This window comes from Franconibacter helveticus LMG 23732, assembly GCF_000463115.2.
Lineage (GTDB): Bacteria > Pseudomonadota > Gammaproteobacteria > Enterobacterales > Enterobacteriaceae > Franconibacter > Franconibacter helveticus.
This window is the reverse complement of the sequence record NZ_AWFX01000017.1, coordinates 40,126-54,470: the sequence shown is the minus strand read 5'-3', so window position 1 is coordinate 54,470 and position 14,345 is coordinate 40,126. Positions and strand designations below refer to the sequence as shown.

18 protein-coding genes are annotated in these 14,345 nt (G+C 51.3%); 15 read left to right on the top strand and 3 right to left on the bottom strand.

Features of this window, described 5'->3' with window-relative positions; genetic code table 11:
- Positions 1-379 precede the first annotated feature (379 nt).
- Positions 380-2,080 carry a rhamnan synthesis F family protein gene (locus DW56_RS23020; RefSeq protein WP_029589743.1) on the bottom strand — a complete coding sequence of 567 codons (1,701 nt, stop codon included), beginning with the start codon at positions 2,078-2,080 and terminating at the stop codon, positions 380-382.
- A gap of 914 nt (positions 2,081-2,994) precedes the next feature.
- Here DW56_RS23020 and DW56_RS05925 point away from each other — a divergent pair.
- The 3 genes from DW56_RS05925 to DW56_RS05915 are packed head-to-tail and all read left to right on the top strand — an operon-like array spanning position 2,995 to position 5,313.
- Positions 2,995-3,801: a TIGR04255 family protein gene (locus DW56_RS05925; RefSeq protein ID WP_024554304.1), complete on the top strand. Its 807-nt coding sequence runs from the start codon at positions 2,995-2,997 to the stop codon at positions 3,799-3,801.
- Between the two features lie 17 nt (positions 3,802-3,818).
- Positions 3,819-4,463: a helix-turn-helix domain-containing protein gene (locus tag DW56_RS05920; RefSeq protein WP_024554305.1), complete on the top strand. Its 645-nt coding sequence runs from the start codon at positions 3,819-3,821 to the stop codon at positions 4,461-4,463.
- Positions 4,464-4,473: 10 nt separating this feature from the next.
- Positions 4,474-5,313: a hypothetical protein gene (locus DW56_RS05915; protein ID WP_024554306.1), complete on the top strand. Its 840-nt coding sequence runs from the start codon at positions 4,474-4,476 to the stop codon at positions 5,311-5,313.
- Positions 5,314-5,373: 60 nt separating this feature from the next.
- On the opposite strand, the gene DW56_RS05910 is transcribed toward DW56_RS05915, so the two are convergent.
- Entirely contained in the window at positions 5,374-6,426 is a 1,053-nt protein-coding gene (locus tag DW56_RS05910; RefSeq protein WP_024554307.1) for a phage portal protein, read from the bottom strand.
- Entirely contained in the window at positions 6,426-8,192 is a 1,767-nt protein-coding gene (locus DW56_RS05905) for a terminase ATPase subunit family protein (RefSeq protein WP_024554308.1), read from the bottom strand. The genes DW56_RS05910 and DW56_RS05905 overlap by 1 nt, the downstream gene beginning before the upstream one ends.
- Before the next feature lie 144 nt (positions 8,193-8,336).
- Between DW56_RS05905 and DW56_RS05900 the strand changes: the two genes are divergently transcribed.
- The 12 genes from DW56_RS05900 (at position 8,337) to DW56_RS05850 (ending at position 14,308) form a co-directional block, all read left to right on the top strand.
- Positions 8,337-9,158 carry a GPO family capsid scaffolding protein gene (locus DW56_RS05900; RefSeq protein ID WP_024554309.1) on the top strand — a complete coding sequence of 274 codons (822 nt, stop codon included), beginning with the start codon at positions 8,337-8,339 and terminating at the stop codon, positions 9,156-9,158.
- 15 nt (positions 9,159-9,173) lie between these two features.
- Positions 9,174-10,352, top strand: coding sequence for a phage major capsid protein, P2 family (locus tag DW56_RS05895; protein ID WP_024554310.1), 1,179 nt, complete (start codon positions 9,174-9,176; stop codon positions 10,350-10,352).
- Between the two features lie 2 nt (positions 10,353-10,354).
- Positions 10,355-11,011, top strand: a complete 657-nt coding sequence (gene gpM / locus DW56_RS05890; RefSeq protein ID WP_024554311.1) for a phage terminase small subunit — start codon at positions 10,355-10,357, stop codon at positions 11,009-11,011.
- A gap of 99 nt (positions 11,012-11,110) precedes the next feature.
- Positions 11,111-11,578 (top strand): head completion/stabilization protein, encoded by a 468-nt coding sequence (locus DW56_RS05885; RefSeq protein ID WP_024554312.1) that lies wholly within the window; start codon positions 11,111-11,113, stop codon positions 11,576-11,578.
- Positions 11,578-11,781: a tail protein X gene (locus DW56_RS05880; RefSeq protein WP_024554313.1), complete on the top strand. Its 204-nt coding sequence runs from the start codon at positions 11,578-11,580 to the stop codon at positions 11,779-11,781. Before DW56_RS05885 ends, DW56_RS05880 begins: the two co-directional genes overlap by 1 nt.
- 2 nt (positions 11,782-11,783) lie before the next feature.
- Positions 11,784-11,999, top strand: coding sequence for an HP1 family phage holin (locus tag DW56_RS05875; protein ID WP_024554314.1), 216 nt, complete (start codon positions 11,784-11,786; stop codon positions 11,997-11,999).
- Entirely contained in the window at positions 11,980-12,495 is a 516-nt protein-coding gene (locus DW56_RS05870) for a lysozyme (protein WP_024554315.1), read from the top strand. Before DW56_RS05875 ends, DW56_RS05870 begins: the two co-directional genes overlap by 20 nt.
- Entirely contained in the window at positions 12,492-12,938 is a 447-nt protein-coding gene (locus DW56_RS05865; protein WP_024554316.1) for a DNZ54_00345 family protein, read from the top strand. The genes DW56_RS05870 and DW56_RS05865 overlap by 4 nt, the downstream gene beginning before the upstream one ends.
- Positions 12,923-13,339, top strand: coding sequence for an Rz-like lysis system protein LysB (lysB, locus tag DW56_RS05860; protein WP_024554317.1), 417 nt, complete (start codon positions 12,923-12,925; stop codon positions 13,337-13,339). Before DW56_RS05865 ends, lysB begins: the two co-directional genes overlap by 16 nt.
- Positions 13,221-13,502, top strand: coding sequence for an Rz1-like lysis system protein LysC (gene lysC, locus DW56_RS22835; RefSeq protein ID WP_235048766.1), 282 nt, complete (start codon positions 13,221-13,223; stop codon positions 13,500-13,502). Before lysB ends, lysC begins: the two co-directional genes overlap by 119 nt.
- The gene (locus DW56_RS05855; RefSeq protein ID WP_024554318.1) at positions 13,444-13,869 is read left to right on the top strand and encodes a phage tail protein; all 426 of its coding nucleotides are present in this window, start codon (positions 13,444-13,446) and stop codon (positions 13,867-13,869) included. Before lysC ends, DW56_RS05855 begins: the two co-directional genes overlap by 59 nt.
- The gene (locus DW56_RS05850) at positions 13,862-14,308 is read left to right on the top strand and encodes a phage virion morphogenesis protein (protein ID WP_024554319.1); all 447 of its coding nucleotides are present in this window, start codon (positions 13,862-13,864) and stop codon (positions 14,306-14,308) included. The genes DW56_RS05855 and DW56_RS05850 overlap by 8 nt, the downstream gene beginning before the upstream one ends.
- The last annotated feature ends 37 nt before the right edge of the window (positions 14,309-14,345 follow it).

Below are 14,345 nucleotides of genomic sequence, written 5' to 3'. Positions count from 1 at the left end.
GATGTCACCGACAGAATATGAAAACCAGTATTATCAACGGCTCGGAAGTGTCTAGATTATCCGTGGCGATTCAATCCGCATACCAGCGAGTTAACATTAGTGCCAATTATGGATAACTACATTATCCATAAAATTCATGCAACACAGCAGTATTTGAAAGTGACCCCATAGTGCAAGGTAATTTTGCTGTCGGTTTACTTGGCATAGGTGAGCCATATAGAGCGGTTATGGCAAGCGCTTTTTGACACGATAACCTGTAGACATAAATGCCTTTGATGTGGCAGTTACAAAAAGATGTTTGCCATTATGTGGAAACGCCAGCCCGTTCATTAAATTACGGGCTGGCAATGGGTAGCTGTATTAGCCCCGGTATTTAGGCCTAACTGACGACGGCCATGGTGGGAATAACCTCAGCCTTTTTGTTATTTTCATTGGCGAGGGTGTTGTTCTTAATGCCAGCTAAGAATGCCACCGCCTTTTGTATGTCATCGAACGGTATCTGGCGGATCATATCATCTGGTAAATCCCACCACTTGCTTTCAAGTAGTGCATGTATTGTCTTTTCATCAAAGCGATATCCGATAACGTCAGCAGGTATACCGGCAACGATAGCATAAGGCGGGACATTTCTGGTTACGACAGCTCTCGCACCGATGATGGCTCCGTCCCCGATTGTTATCCCATTCTTTATGAAAGCGCCATCACCGATCCATACGTCGTTGCCTATGATGGCGGGCTCAATATACCAAAACTGATCGTGGGTCGGCATTTCTTTTGTTTTGAACCCCAGTTCATCAAAATAGAAAAATGGCGATGATGAAAGAAAGTCTTTCGGGTGACTACCGTGCCCGATTACCACGCGCTGCCAAATAGAACAGAACGAGCCGATAACTGTGCCGATGCAATGAACATGGGTGTCCGGTGCGGCATAGGTGTAACGCCCAACATGCTGGATCTGAGGAGGACCAGGATGCATAGGAGATGAAATTTGCTTCTGCTTTCTAAAGCAATTTATATATTGTTCCCACAAATAGTGAGGTTCTTGTACCAAGGGCTCCACCTGAGGAGCGATCACTGGCCGAGGATGAGCTTCATCCCAAAGAAGTTGTTTGAGAATATCTCTAATCTCTTTTTTCGGATGTATGTACGAACCAAGCCGCCTTTTATAATGCCTATATCGAGAAATAGGAGCTGGGGGCTCAATTTGTGGCATAATGACTGGTTTAGGAGGTATCGGCTTTTGAGTACGCTCGATATTCTCAAGCATTAAAGCAATGTCATAATCGGTACGGCACTTTATAAAGTTTGTTATATGCGTGATTTTATGAATATTTGAGCCTTGCTCGAAATTCCCATTAGAGAAAAACATCGCTCTACGTTTAAGGAAGGGGCAGTTGTCCTCTATAAGAACACGATCGGCGCAACTTATAACAAAATTGTATGGAGATATGCTTGCGTATTTCTTCGTCGATGAAAAGCTAGCGAAAGTATATCCTCTATCAGAGAAATAAGGTGTTTGAGCTAACTCATGGAGGTTAACCGAATCAATATAGTTTTCGATTTTTGGCAGCTGTTGCCAATAATTCCTAAAGTCTTTTGAAGACGTGAGAGATTTACGATACGCCACAAAATATGATTGGAGATGCTGAATGTCGTCTTGGCCTTTGACCTTTTCGTTATAACCGGCGAGCCCCCAGAAATCGCAGGGCGTAGAATCCATTCGTGAAAAAAAGTCGGAAAGAGAAAACAGCGGCCCAAACAAAGTGAAATTGGTAACTAAAACTTCGTCAAATTTGCTCAAATAGTCATAGCCAACATAATCAAATGCTGCCTTGTAAGCTCCAGCATCTAGACCAACATTTTCACGAATGATCAGCTGATTAGAAACAGAACGAAGTTTACGATAACCGAGAGGATTCAATTCCCCGTTTACGACTACTACTATTTCGGAAGAATGTTCACCTAGCGCCTTTATTGAGTGAACAACGTAATCATCAACGATACCGTCCGCATCCCAAAAAAAGTAGACCAGTAAACGCTTATTGTTTTCTGGGCGCGTGATGACAGTCAAGTTTTCCATAATTTATCCAATATTCGAACTATGCTTTTGCGAAAGCACATTATTTTGTTAGAAAAGTGTAATCATTGGTAACATTGTACACCGAAATCGGTTCCAAATTGGAAGTGTGATTATCGTTTTTTTTAGGTTTTTTCCGAATTTTTCTTTTTTTTGTGCATGCAAGCGGTGCATGGTTTTGCATCTGACTGGATGGCTCGATAAGGCTGTGCGCCGCCATGGCTGGAGACGATTTGGCACGGATATGCATCTGCATTAAAGCGATACATGAAGCGGACAGACGTGGCGACTTTAGCATTCAAACATGTATACGCAGGCTGCGTCAGCGCCATGCTGCCAATAAAAACGAAAAAGGATTTGCTAAAGGTGTGAAAAGCTCCTCCTGCAAAATGCCTTAGAGAGCGCGTGTGAGACTATACGGGGAGCAGCGTTGACTATAAAGCGGCGCTTAACAAACCGCTTGTTCCTCTAACTATCATGCTGAAAGCAAAGAGTTAGCGGTTTGAATGACCCTCTATCAAATTAGCACTTCTCTCATTTCCACTTTCCCGCAGATCTTGGATAAGAATACTCCAAGGCCATATTGCGCAACCGCTAAACTGACGACCAGCTGCCCGAATTTTAACGTGGCCAGGTACTGCATAACTATGCCGCATAAATTCGCATGATCCCAGAAGACTCATTAATGCCCCTGCCCGCCAGTAATCACGGGCTTTAGCTTATGTCATGCAGCTGCATGAAAACCTCTACATAAAGCGGGCAGGCGTGGCGGGGCTACGAGCGCGCGCTGATTACTTTAGTGCATAGGAGGTCTGGCTAAAGTGCTATTGATTGAACTAAGTAGTGGTTAAAGTGTCAACCAAGATGTAAACTGTCAGCAGTTGATAGTTATTAATAGATATGATTAGGAGGGCGACATGAGTGACAACAAGCGTATGTCCAATGCACCCGTATACTACGTACTAGCGCAAATCAAGTTTACGCCTGTTAAGGCGATGAAAAAGTATGTAGATGACATACAAGATGCGTTACGTTTGCAAGGCTACCCTCTCTTCGAGGGCCGAGAATCTACGCAACTTAAGTTTGAGTTTAATACACCTACTGTACCGGCTCAGCCTGCTTTTGAAACGGTCCAGCAATGGTATATGTCTAACTTGAGTCGTACTTCGGGATTTATATTAGGAAACGATTTCCTCACGTTTCACACGACAGAATACGAAACACACCAACCATTTATTAAAGAATTAATGAAAGGGTTGGCTGTAGTGATGGAACATCCTAGGCCTGCTTTAATTACTCGCTTAGGCATGAGATACTTGGACGCTGTTTTACCTGAAAATGGTGAAACAATTGAACAATATCTCTGTGAAGGGTTGCATGGTATCGATTTAGACTTAAATCAGATTCAATCAGTCAATGAATTAGTTTTCCAGACTAAGGTCGGACCAATCATCGATAATGGTTTCCTAGTTACGCGTTTGCACAAAATGCACGGGCAGTTAGGCTTCCCACCTGACATGGTTCCGGTCGGAGTTGATGTGATCCCGCGCTTTAGAACTGAACACGCTCTTTGGCATGGCATCATCGATACTGATCACTATGTGGAAGGCAACTTGCCACCGGCTATCGATTTGATCGAGCAACAATTTACTTCTCTTCATAGGGTGATAAAAGGTACATTTAATAAAATGATCTCTCAGTATGCCATTGACAAATGGGTATAACGCCGGGGAGGTGTGATATGCGTCAATCCATGACTGGTAGTTACTATGAAACGCCTAGCTTTTCTCCTGCTATTGCCGGGGCATTTGTAGTTGCATCATCATTATTCTTAAGTAGCACTGGGTCGCATTTTTCTGTCGACGATGTAAACCAATGGCGCGCTTATGTACAGCCTAAGGTTCAGTTTGGATTATCAAAACCTGAAGCCGAGGGTGATGTTGAAAATGAGGTAGTTGATATTAGAACAATATCTGACCACTTGAACAACGTCAGATATACGCTTGCTCCATCAATGTCAGAGCTTGCAAAAGATTTAGGTATAACTAGACAGGCACTCTATAAATGGTTATCAGGTGAAAGTCAGCCTGATGACATGGCAAAGGCTAGTTACATTGTGGAGCTGAGCCGGTTATCAGATCGCTTTAATGAGGCTGGCATTGTAAATGCCAAGCTCATGGCTAAGATGAAAGCCTTCGACGGATTATCAATCATTGATTTGATAAAACGAGGTGACAACTGGCAGCAATCAGTCACTACCTTAATTGAAGAAGCTCGTAATCTTAAAAACGCTGGTGTAAAAGCAAATCTGATAGGTAGCAAAGGTTCTCCTACAGATGGCTGGATGTCATCAGTTTCTATCCCAGGTTCAGGAGTAAAGGAGTAAAAAGTAGTTTATGAATGACTCTGGAACAACATGGCGCCAAGGCCAAATTCTTAAGCATGAAGATGCTGTTTCCTTAGGTTTACTTATGGAAGAGGAAACGGGCGTTAAAGTTGTCGTCATAAGTCATGATTGTGACTTACAGAGTTCTTCTGAACCTAAAGTTGAGCTTATAGCTGGCCCCTTATTAAGGGGGGCCAGCAATTTTTCCCGCGCCAAGCATCCAAGAATATTGCATTTAAATTTTGAAAATGCCGCGGATGTTGACTTAAATGCTATCGAACTTAGGCATGACAATAAGCTTCTGATAGACAAAGATAAATTCACATGTCCAGAATGTGATCCAACCCTCACAATTTCCCCCGAAGAAAAGCAAGCTCTAAAACAATGGCTTGCAGCAAGATATGGGCGTCCTGCGTTCCCGGACGTTTTTGAGAGTAGGCTACGAGCTTTTGACATTAAAAAATTTAGATTCGAAAAAGAGCTAGCAAAGATTATTAGCCAGCATTCTAGGCATTTAATAGGGGTTTTCTTCGATTTAGGGGAGGATCGATTTACCGATCTAGAAGAAGGCACACCTTACGAATTAAATATCCATATGGTTTATGATGCGATAGATGGAGGCCCAGAAGCAAGACAAGAGGCTGAACAGGCTGTTGCGCTTATAAATAAATTGTTTACAACTTATCATGGGGAACCATCAGAGAGTGAGCTTATCGCTCTAATGTCCTGTAACGCTGTTCCAGATACTGAATTCACTTTGTATGCGTTGCGCAGGATGGATCAATGGCGTGTAGAGTACATCAGTTTAATGGGTGATGAGATAGGAGATTATTTAAATCCTTCTATTTGACTGTTGAATGAGCTATGTCGCACTGGGGCGTTAAATTTTCGAACGCCCAGTGCGTAGGTATTAGCTAAGATCTAAATTATAGGCATCAAAGCGGATCACCTCTTCCCCAATCCAGTCGTTAAGCTCACTCATCCGCTTTTGCAAAGGTAATAGCTCGTTGCGGACAAACACACGAGCGGCCTTCTCCACGTCGCCGAAGCCGCCGGTGTTGGTCGGGATGATTCCCATCAGCTGCGGCGGCACGCGGTGAGCTGCAAGCATGTCATCACGGCTGATGTTCTTGATGTTCAGAAATTCATCTTTTGCCGCCACCTCAGAGAGAGGAATTATCTGAATGCCGTCTTTCTTCCCGTTCGGGCTGTACATAAACAGGTTGCGGAAGTTGCCTGGCCCTTTTGAGCGTTTAAGCGCTTCTCGAATGTTGTCTACGTCCTGTTGGTTGGCCGCCGGGTCGCTCATGTACATGATGAAGCCAGCGTGCGAGCCGTTCAGGTAATACTTACGGCGAAACAGGGTCGCCGACTCGTTCAACAGCGTTGAGGGAATTGCGGACAGGTATTCTGGCAGGCCGTAAATCTCCTGGTTTAAGTCTGGCTCCATCAGGTGGAAGACTCGACCAGGCGCGAACTCATAAGGCTGCTTCTCGTAGCCGTACTGGACGAACCAATACTGATCCGCCTCAACGCCTCGCCGGGTGAACTTGGCTAGCGAAGGTTCCAGCTTCAGCGTGCCACCGAGCCGGTTTACTCGCTGCTCAAGGTAGGAATTTCCGAACACAAGAAAGTCCTGGGCGAAGCGTGAAAACGCCTGCTTTGAAAGCCAGCGGTGCGGAATGAACGTGCTGGTCAGAATGTTGCGCTTTACGTAAATGGCGCTGCTGTGGTGAACGGCAGCGCGGAACGTACGCGCCAGTCCGTCCAGGCTGATTGGGGGTTCATACCAGTTATCGACCTGCACGCATTCCAGATAGTCCAGCAGTTCGCGCCGGTCCAGAACCGGGACGGGGTCGCCGAACGAAAAAGCCTCCGCATGTGCGGCGCCGGGCTGTGATGTCATGGTCTGCGCGGCAGACTGGCGGCGCAGCTCCTGCGCGCGGGCTTTGCGTTTATTCATTAAAAAATCTCCACGATATTGCTGTTATTAACAGTGGTTCCTTCAAGCGGCTCATTAAACAGCGCGTGCATTGTTGCCCAGGCCAGATCTGCATGGCTTGCTTCCTCGCTGCGGCTGGCTTCATAGGTCGGACGGTTGCCGCTGGCCGTTGTGGCTTTGCGGATAGCCATGAAACTTTGCGCGATATCGGTCAGGCCAGCATCAAACTCCAGGCGGCGATGACTGATAATGTCGTATGCTTTCAGGACCAAGGCATTTTTTACGTTGGGGTTGTAAACAAACTCGCGTGCGGCCGGGAAAAACTGCTTAACCGACTTATAAACACCATCACCGACGCCGGTCGAATCAATGCCGATATATGCCACGTTGTAACGTCGGGTCAGTTCCTCAATGGCTTTCGCCTGTGCGCGAAAATCCATTCCTCGCCATTGATGGCGCTCAAGAATGCGAAACTTACCGCCCGGAACAAGCGGCGGCGCCACGACAACACATCCGGCGCTATCGCCGTTCTGCGTTCCCTTCGCCGGGTCGTAACCTATCCAGACCGGGCGGTGCCCGAACGGCCGGATCATCAGTGGTTCAAAGTCGTCCCATACCTCCCAGCTGTCCACCATGCAACCCTGCATGAGGGCCAGCTGGAATACCGAGGCCAGGTCGTCCATGAATACGCACATCAGCAGGTTCTGGTAATCCTCCGGGCTGTAACGCTGGCGCAACTGCTCAAGGTCGAAAAGGTCGCAGCCGCCGCGTACCGCATCCTCTACGGTGACAATCTGGCGAAACTGACCGTCAGCGCAGAGAGCGCCGCGCGAAAGGTGGCTATGTGACAGGTCGATTTCCACCTTGTCCGCTTTTGTCCGGCCTTTGTTGAACATGGCACCTGACCAGAACGGATAGGCGCTGTGAGTGAGGCTTGACGGCGTTGAGAAATAGGTTTCGCGCCATTTCTTGTGCAGTGCCATACCTGATGCAACTTTTTGCAGCTCCTGGAATTTCGGGATCCAGAAATACTCATCCAGATACAGATTTCCGTGGTAGCTCTGCGCGGTGCGGGCATTTGTGCCGAGAAAGTACAAGCACGCGCCATTGCTTAACGTCATCGGGTCGCCTTTCAGTTCGACATCCACTTCGCGCGCAAACTCAATGATGTACTGTTTAAAGACGTGTGCCTGAGCCTTACTTGCTGAAAGAAAAATCTGGTTGCGGCCGGTGGTCAACGCATCAATCAGCGCTTCACGGGCAAAAAAGTATGTGGCGCCAATTTGACGGGATTTAAGCAGATTGCGGACGGCGTATTTATTTCCCGCTTCCCACCACTGGCGCTGGTAGTCGAACATTCCGGCGTGAAAAACTTCTTCAAGCTTCTCGATCTGCTCGTCACTAAAAACGTTTTTTTCCGGCGGCTTGCGTGGGCCTTTGTTGCGGTTCGCCACGTTAGGGTTCAGGTCGGCTTCATTACCGCCGTCGTTGTACTTACCAATGCGAGCGTGTCGTTCCGCCTGGCGGGCCAGCAAATCAATTTCTTTAAAGTCCCTCCCCTCCTTCTGCTGCTTCATGATGAGCTGACAGTATCGCGCGGCTGTGGTGAGCTGCATCTGCTCAAGCGGGCCAATCTCGCTCCAATTGTCGCGCTTCTTCCAGCTGTGAACGGTCGCGGGTTTCTCTCCCAGCATTTCGGCAATGCGGGCAATACGAATGCCGCTGAAATACAGGAACATGGCCTGTTTTCGCGGATCGAGGTCAGGGTTGAGCGTCGTCGTAGTCATGGCGCCAGACTACGGCCCGGCGAGCGCTTGATCCGCTTCGTCCTGTTGTGCCATTTTTCCCACAATCGCCCCGCATTGTTTCTGCATCCCCCTCGCCGCAACCATAAGGCTCCTGAATCGTCCTGAACAACCGGAGCCGGACAGATGGCAAAAAAAGCAAAGCGTTTTCGTATTGGGGTGGAAGGCGCCACCACGGACGGACGCACCATTGAGCGCGTATGGCTTGAGCAGATGGCGGCAAATTACAACCCGCAGCTCTACACCGCCGTAATTAACCTCGAACACATCAAGGGCTACACACCTGATAGCCCCTTCCGCCGTTTTGGCACAGTGGACAGGCTGGAAGCGGAAGAAATCAATGACGGCCCATTGAAAGGCAAGCTCGCACTGTATGGCTGGATCACGCCGACCGACGAGCTGGTTTCCATGACCGCTAAGCTGCAGAAAATCTTCACTTCCATGGAAGTGAACCCGAAATTTGCAGATACCGGGGAGGCTTATCTGGTTGGCCTCGCCGTAACCGACGACCCGGCAAGCCTGGGTACGGAAATGCTGCAATTCAGCTCATCCGCGCCGCATAACCCTCTGGCCCGCCGCAAACAGGATGAAAGCAACCTGTTCACTGCTGCTGAAGAAACTCTGATTGAGTTTGAAGACGATCAGACCTTTTTCACCCGCGTTAAAGACCTGCTGAGCCGCAAAAAAGCCGACGACAACGCGAACTTTGCCGACGTGCATCGCGCGGTTGAGGCGGTGGCGGTGGAAGTCTCGACGACCGGCGAAAACTTCGCGTCGTTCAAAGCGGATTTAACGCAACGCCTGGAAGCGCTGGAGCAGAGCCAGCAACAGCAGGCAACCGACTTCACCGCTCTGCGCGAAGAACTGTCCACCCAGGACAGCCGCGGCGACCGCCGCCCGCATTCCACTGGCGGCAACGGTGGCAATGAAGCTCTCACCAACTGCTGACGGAGTAACAGCGCAATGAAAAAAACCACCCGATTTAAACTTAACGCCTACCTGACACGCCTTGCGGAGCTTAACGGCATCAGCATTGATGATGTCGGTAAGAAGTACACCGCTGAGCCGTCGGTTGCACAGACGCTGGAAACCAAAATTCAGGAGTCCTCCGCGTTTCTGCAGCGCATCAATCTTGTGCCGGTAGATGAGCAGTCCGGCGAGCGGCTGGGGCTGGGCATCGGTCAGACTATTGCCGGAACTACCGATACCACCAAACAGGAGCGTCAGCCGACTGACCCGACCTACATCGACGGCGAAGGTTACAAATGTACTCAGACCAATTTTGATACGGCCCTGCCTTATGAAAAGCTGGATCTGTGGGCAAAATTTCAGGACTTCCAGACTCGTATCCGTGACGCCATTGTGAAGCGTCAGGCGCTGGACCGCATCATGATCGGCTTCAACGGTCTGAAGCGAGAGAAGACCTCTGACCGCGTGACTTACCCGCTGCTGCAGGATGTAAACATTGGCTGGCTGGAAAAAATCCGCCGTGAAGCGCCTGTGCGCGTGCTGAGTAAAATCGTCTCCGGGGATGGCTCCACCATTTCCGAAAAAGTGCGGATTGGTAAAGGCGGAGACTTCAAAAACCTTGATGCGCTGGTTATGGGCGCCGTCAGCGAAAAAATAGAACCGTGGTATCAGGACGATACTGAGCTTGTTGTTATTTGTGGCCGCTCGCTGATGGCGGATAAGTATTTCCCCATCGTTAACCGTGACCAGCCAAACAGTGAAGCGCTGGCCGCCGATCTCATTATCAGCCAGAAGCGCATCGGCAACCTGCAGGCGGTGCAGGCGCCCTTCTTCCCGGCTAACGCCATGCTGATTACCCGCCTGGACAACCTGTCCATCTACTGGCAGGAAGGCACGCGCCGCCGCTCGGTTATCGACAATCCGAAGCGGGACCGCGTGGAAAACTTTGAATCGGTTAACGAAGCGTATGTGGTTGAGGATTACGACTGTGTTTGCCTGATTGAAAACATCGAAATGCTGGAAGTCGAAGATGCACCGACACAGCAGGCTGCAGGCGCGGATCTGTCCGATGAGCAGATTGCTCGCATCGCTGCAGTAACGGCTGCTGTCATGCAAACCATGAACACGGCGCCAGCGTCAACCACTGAAACCCAGGCGGACGGCGAGGCATAACAATGACCAACCCGTTCCGTGCGCATACGCGCTTCATCCAGGCACAGGAGGCCGCCCGACCGGGCGGCAGTGCCGCCGCCGCGACTGGCTATGAACGGATGCTGATGCAGCTTTCCGAACATGCGCGCCGTCTCAAAGGTGTGCAGTCCACTGAACGAAAAATTGAACTGAAACGCGAGTTTCTGCCGGTCTATGACGCCTGGATTGCCGGGCTATTGGCAGCAGATGCCGCACGTCAGGACGATGTGGCGATGTTCGTTCTGATCTGGCGCATTGATGCCGGGAACTATACCGGCGCGCTGGAGATTGCCCGCCACGCGCTTAAACATGGCTGGGTGCTGCCGCAGCGCTTCAACCGCACAACGGCAACGGCCATTGCCGAAGAGTTTGCTGATGCCGCCATGCGTGCTTTTGCTGCCGGTGAGACTTTCAGCGCCGCGCTGCTGACGCAGGCGCTTGACCTGGTTGAACCGCACGACATGCCGGATCAGTCGCGTGCGCGCATCTACAAAGCGCTGGGCTATGCCTTGCGGGATAACGATCAGGGTGTCGCCGCGCTCAACCATCTTAAACGCGCTCTACAGCTGGACAGCAACTGTGGCGTGAAAACTGAAATTAAGCAGCTGGAAGCCCGGCTGCGCAAGGCCGCTGGCGGCTAACCGAACGTGCCCACGCGCGGGGCGGCACGGGGTGGCGACAGGCTATAAGCCGCATCAAAACCCCGTCCACCGCCCACCATCAGGGAGTAGTGCATGAACATGAAATTTGTTTCGCCGGAGCCGGTGAACGAAAGCGCGCCGGACGTGATCGAAAATACCTTTTTTTGGCCCACGCTGGACCTTGCAGAGTATCGCCGCGACATGCGCACAGACGGGACAGTGACGCCGGAGCGGCTGCGACTGGCGGCGCGTACTGCCATTTCAGAAGTGAACGCCGAGCTGTTCGAGTTTCGCCGTAAGCAAATGGACCGAGGCTATGCCGTCCTGGCTGATGTTCCATCAGAAAAAATCGACGGTGAAAGCGAGCGTGTGCAGTTATACCGCCGCGCGGTTTGGTGCTGGACGAAAGCCGTCACGGTTGAAAACTACCGGGATTTTGACAGCACGGCGGAAGGGAACAAAAAGGCCGATGAAATGGAGGTAAGCCTGGGTGATTTGTGGCGCGATGCACGCTGGGCGATTGCCCGCCTGCAGGAGCTGCCGCATATGACGGTGGAGCTTATCTGATGAAAGTCCGGGCGCAGCAGTATGACACGGTAGATGCGCTCTGCTGGCGTCATTACGGGCGCACGCAGGGCATGACAGAAGCGGTACTGACCGCTAATCCGGGGCTGGCCGATGTCGGCCCCATCCTGCCGCACGGTCTGGAAGTTGAGCTGCCCGAACAGGTCAGCAGTCCGACCGCTGAAACCGTGCAGCTCTGGGAGTGAAAATGAATATCGAACGGGTAGCGGCGGCAATTGCTTACGCAATAGCAACTTTTCTTGCGTGGCTGGGCGACTGGTCCATTCAGGATGTGGGAACCGTATTTGGTATGGGGATAGGTGCCGGTGCGCTGTTTATTTCCTGGTACTACCGGCGCAAAACCTATCAGTTGCTTGAGGCCGGAAAAATTAGCCGGGAGGACTATGAACGCGTCAATCGTTAAACGTTGCCTTCTTGGCGTGGTACTGGCGATTGCTGCCACGCTGCCGCAGTTTGAGCTGCTGAAAACCTCGCCGCAGGGTCTGCAACTCATTGCGGATTATGAAGGGTGCCAGCTCACGCCGTACAAGTGCACTGCCGGGGTCTGGACGAACGGGATCGGCCATACCGCTGGCGTGGTGCCGGGTAAAACCATTAACGAGCATCAGGCGGCCAGTAACCTGGTTAGTGATGTGCTGAACGTAGAGCGAAGGCTTGCCGTCTGCGTGCCGGTACAGATGCCGCAGCAGGTTTACGACGCAATGGTAAGCCTGGCGTTTAACGTCGGCACGGGTGCCGCATGCAAATCAACAATGGTGACGTTTCTTAAGCGCGGGCAGTGGTTGCAGGCGTGCAACCAGCTTCCGCGCTGGGTTTACGTCAACGGGATTAAAAACGAAGGGCTGGAGAACCGCCGCGCGCGGGAGCTGGCATGGTGCTTAAAAGGGGTGACAAAGTGAAAAACAAAATGAGTGGCTGGGTGATCCATGTGCTGTTTCTGAGTGCGCTGGCATGGGGGATTTTTCATCCGCAAAGCGTGGCGATGAGCGCAGCGGCATGCTGGGTATTTTTCATGGCGTTTGTGACCGCCGCGATTATGGCAGTGGGTATTTTCAGCTACGCCGTCTATGCGTTTTGTGAAAAAGGCATTGTGAAGCCCGGCAGAGAGGAGATGCCACCTCTCCTTTGTAAGCTGTTCGGGCTGGATAAGCCGTCAGGATTGCGCAAAGTGCTATGGCCGGTTGAAGCGGCTTTCATTATCACCGCACTGCTCTATTCCGGCTGGTTTGTGACCGCTGTTATTTACCTGCTTAGCATTGCTACCTTTCGTATCGTTCGTGGCGTGATGAAAGGGCTGCTGAAAGACTGGCGCGATGGTGTTGAACCATGTCCCGCAGCGTAGCGATTATCGGCGCGCTGTTGCTGGCCTTGTCGCTGTGGCTTGGCTGGCAACTGAGGGACGCCCGTCGGGATGTTCAGGATAAAGACGGCGTTATCACCGAGCTGAAAGACGACCTGTCACGCACAACAAGCCAGCTGGTCGCGGTTGATCTGATGGCAAAAGCGAACAACGGCTTTCAGCTTGCCTATCAACAACAACAGGACGCCATCGCCGTTGCCGTCGCGGCGCGGGCGGAAAAGTTCAAGAGGCTTACCAATGAAAACCCAGAAGTTAAGCGCTGGGCTGACGCTCCTTTGCCTGCTGACGTTATCAGGATGCAAAAGCGACCGGCAATTACCGGCGCCGCAGGTTATGCCGCTTACCTGTCCGAAAATAGCACGCTGCCAACTTCCGGCGAGTAACCCGGCCACGAACGGCGAGCTAATAGCGGCAAAGGACGCAGCAGAAGCGGCTTGGGCGCAGTGCGCAGCCAGGGTGGATATGACTGTTGATTGTCAGGAAAAATATGAACAAACCATCATCGCTACGGGAAGCACTGCAAAGCATTCCGTATCTGGCGGCTAACCCTGACGCGCTGCACCTTTTTGTTGACGATGGGAAAGTCGTCAGCACAGGCGCGCCGGGGCTTAGCTGGGAATACAGGTACACCCTGAATCTGGTCGTTACGGACTACAGCGGCGATCAGAATCTGCTAATTGCCGTCGTGCTGGCGTGGCTTGCCACCAATCAGCCCGACGATTTACACAACCCGGATCTGCGCGAAAAACTGTTCCGCTTTCAAGTGGATGTTCTGAGCAACACGCTGGCCGACATCAGCATTCATCTGGCGCTGACGGAACGTGTGCTTGTCACACAGTCTGGTGATGAAGCTGTCGTTCAGGCAGTGCCGGAACCGGAAGTACCGGACGAATACTGGACCTCGCATGGCTGAGTTTAAGCAGATTGAAAGCTGGCTTGACGCCCTGCTGTCGCAGCTCGAACCGTCACAGCGCCGCAAGCTGATGCGCGATGTCGCCGCCGGGCTGCGAAAGCAACAGCAGCAGAACATCAGAATGCAGCAAAACCCGGACGGCAGCGCTTTTGAGCCAAGAAAAAGCAGCGGCCGGGCGAAGCATGGCCGTATTAAGCGCCAGATGTTCAGCAAGCTGCGCACCGCCCGTTATCTGAAAGCCCGCGCCACTGATACAGAGGCAGAGGTTGCATTTGAAGGACAGGTGCAGCGCATCGCCCGTGTCCATCACTATGGTTTGCGGGACCGTGTGAGAAAAAACGGGCCAGTTGTAAGGTATGCGCGCCGTGAATTGTTGGGCATTTCCGACGCTTCCGAAGAACTGATCCTGTCCCTGATTATGGACCACCTCTCCCGCTGATTGTCCTGTTAACCAGACAACGCCCGGCGCTAAGCGC